The sequence below is a fragment of the Rhodopirellula sp. JB055 genome (assembly GCF_043100905.1).
GTDB lineage: Bacteria > Planctomycetota > Planctomycetia > Pirellulales > Pirellulaceae > Rhodopirellula.
Genome location: NZ_JBICHO010000524.1, coordinates 1 through 3,065, shown reverse-complemented (window position 1 = coordinate 3,065; position 3,065 = coordinate 1). Strand labels below are relative to the sequence as shown.

The following is a 3,065-nucleotide window of genomic DNA, read 5'->3' as shown; positions in this document are numbered from 1 at the left end:
GGCTTCCTCACCGTTGGACACCAATCCACGACGCAGGACGTCGGTGAAGCCGAGCACAGCGTTGAGTGGCGTGCGAATCTCGTGACTCATGTTGGCCAGGAAATCGCTTTTGGCAGCGTTGGCGTTTTCAGCGGCGTCGCGAGCCTTTGCCAGGGCGACTTTGTTTTCTTCGATCAGCGTGATGTCTTCGAAGGTGACCAGATAGCCTTGACCTGCGATCGGGGTGCAGTTGACGCTGAACGTCAGCAGGCGGCCGCTGTTGTCGTATTGGAGAATCCGATCCATGACGGAATCATCGTTCTGCTTGGCTTCTTCCCAAGGCAAGAGTTCGTTGCTTTCGGCAAGAGTTTGCCACTCCAGATCGCCGATCTCTTTGCCCATCATGTCGGCAGGTTCTTGCGAAAGCAATTGATTCAAACGTCGGTTGGTGAACAGAATCCGACCTCGTGAATTGAGCAGGACCAATCCGACGGTGATGGTATCAAGTGCATTTTCGACGTGGGTGGGAACGGCACCGGAGGGATCCAGGCTCTCCAGTGTCTTTTTCAGAAAGAACGAAAACTGGATCAAACAGGCCGGGACCAGCACGATCAACAACCAGGCGGGCGCCCAGTAATTCAGTCCGAATAGACCGCCGGTGGAGGCGAAGGCGACCTGCAGTTCGCCCCATTGTTTGCCATAACGAAACACGGGCACTCGCATTTGATTGACGTCGTCTGCGAGATTGTCGTTCCAGAAGTGATCGTGTTCGCCGGCCGCGACCAGCAGTTGACCCTCGCTGGAAACCAGGCCGATGGAATTGATTTGTGGGTCTCGATGAACGACCGATTCGAGTGTGACACGCAACGAGTCGACTTGACCGTGGCTGGCCATGGCGGTGCCACTGATTGCCAAGGACTCACACAACCGCGCACGGCCGTGCAGGATTTCTTCTTGTTCGTTGGGGAAGAAACCGGCGGCGCTGGCGACCAGCAGACTGCCGGCCATCAGTCCGACTAGACCGAGTGAAATCCGAATGCGAATAGGGATACGCTGATAGAGGCTCATCATTCGTCTGTCATCGCTTTGTCGTGGCGGTCCATGAGTTCTTCGAGAGTTTCTCCGTCACCGTTTCCAGAGAATCCTTGCATGATCAACAACGGGTCGACCGCACTCCAAGCTGGCATGTGGGCAATCAAACCCGACAGCAGCAATCCACTTCGCAGGGCCCAGGCCACCACACCCACGGTCACACTGGATGCGGCAGCGCCGGCGGTTCCCACGACGATCAAATCGCCATTGATTTGCGAGTTAACCTTTTCTTGATAGTTGTCCAGTTGGTCCCACATCTCGCCCGGTTGGCTCATCAGGGCATAGTCAACGGATGTCATGGCGACTCCATCGGATCCAAAGTCGAAATCCAGATCGAGTCGTTGGATTCGCCCGCCTGACTGAGTCAAAGCAAGTTGTGTGCGGGCAAAGTCCTGATCGCGTTCGGCTGCCTCGTTCGCAAGTCGGGCTTCGTTGACGCTGGCGTTCATGCGTTCGAGTTCAGTGGAAGCCTCATCTGATGCGGCGGATTGGGCGCCTTGTTGGGCGGTTCCGTCCGGGTTGGTGACCGCGTTGGGAATTCCAACGGGCACGTCGCCGGCTTCGGCTTCGGAACTGGATTCGGAATCTGCGTCACTGGAACTGTCTTCTGTATTGTCGTTGTTGTCCGAGTCCGTGCTCGAATCGGATGCGTCTGCATCGGACGAATCCGAATCGTTTCTCGAACCATCTTCTGTCGCCGGTGCGGGGGGCGCTGGGGGATTGGGGATCGTAGGAACCGGGAGGAAGGTCAGTGTGGCGGTCGCAGCGGCGCTGTGTTGCCGTCCGTCAAACGCGGTCCATTCAAATGTGATGGTGCCGATGAATCCGGGCGGCGGCGTGAAGGTGAAGCTGCCATCCGATTGCAGGTCCAAAGTGCCAACCATGGGACCCGAACTCACGTGTGCCGTCAGAGTTTGACCATCCACATCGCTGGCCAGGCCGGCGAACACGGATGCGGGCACGTTCACTGGTTGGCTGGCGAACGAGCTCGTTTGCCAGTTGTCCAGCGTGGGCGGCGCGTTGGTGGTTGTGACTTGAATCTGCAGTGTTTGCGTGTCTTCGGGGCCACTGCCCAAGGCGGCGTCATCCAAATCGATGGTCACATCCAGGTTGGGATTGACGATGGCATCGAGCGTGATCCCTGCTCGCAATCGCAGTTCTGATCCAACCACTTCAAACAATGCCGCGTCATCACCACGGAGGGAGAACGTTTCGGTTCCAAGTGCATCGTCGGTGACGATCAAGTCAGCAACCTTGAGTCCGCCGGACATGTCCTCGGTTTCGGGAATCAGCGTGATTGGTGATTCCAAGGTGAAACTGGGCGCTTCGTTGACGTCGGTGATTGTCAGCGTGAATCCCGTCGAGGAATCAATGCCACCGCCGAGTGACGAGTCATCGACGTTGACTGTCACATCGAGCGTCGATGCGGTCTCGAAATCGAGGGTTGTGTCGCTTTTCAAATAGAGTTCGTTGCCGTCAATCTCAAACAGTGCTGCGTCGTCGCCCGACAACGACAGGTCATTCGTTCCCGTTGCATCGTCGGTGACGATGATGTCCGCCATCTTGATTCGCACGCCCGTTGCGGTGTCTTCCGAGAGCGACGTTCCTGATTGACTGAGGCTCACGGTTGGTGACGAGTTCACGTCCGTCACGGTCATCGAATGAGCCGCCGTGTCCAACGCACTGGCCGACAAACTGGCGTCGTAAACTTCAACGGTTACGTCCAGTGTGGAATTGCTGTCGAAATCCAGTGCAGCGTCGTTGACCAACCAAAGTTCCGTGCCGTCGATTCGGAACAAGGCAGCATCGGTTCCGATGAGGGCAAGCGTTTCCGTTCCCAGTGCATCATCCGTGACGACGATGTCGGCGACCTTCATGCCGGATGACAGGTCGGCACCTTCGCTGATGGAGTTGACTTGATTGGCTAGGCTCACCGAAGCGGCTTCGTTGACGTCGGTGATTGTCAGCGTGAATCCCGTCGAGGAATCAATGCC

The 3,065-nt window shown here is 57.0% G+C and carries 2 protein-coding genes; both read right to left on the bottom strand.

The window, feature by feature from the left end; translation table 11 throughout:
- A partial coding sequence (locus ACF8AM_RS20455; protein ID WP_392557427.1) for a histidine kinase dimerization/phospho-acceptor domain-containing protein occupies positions 1-1,050 on the bottom strand: 1,050 nt, incomplete at its 3' end.
- On the bottom strand, positions 1,047-3,065 hold a 2,019-nt coding region (locus ACF8AM_RS20450), incomplete at its 5' end, for an Ig-like domain-containing protein (protein WP_392557426.1). The genes ACF8AM_RS20455 and ACF8AM_RS20450, both read right to left, overlap by 4 nt.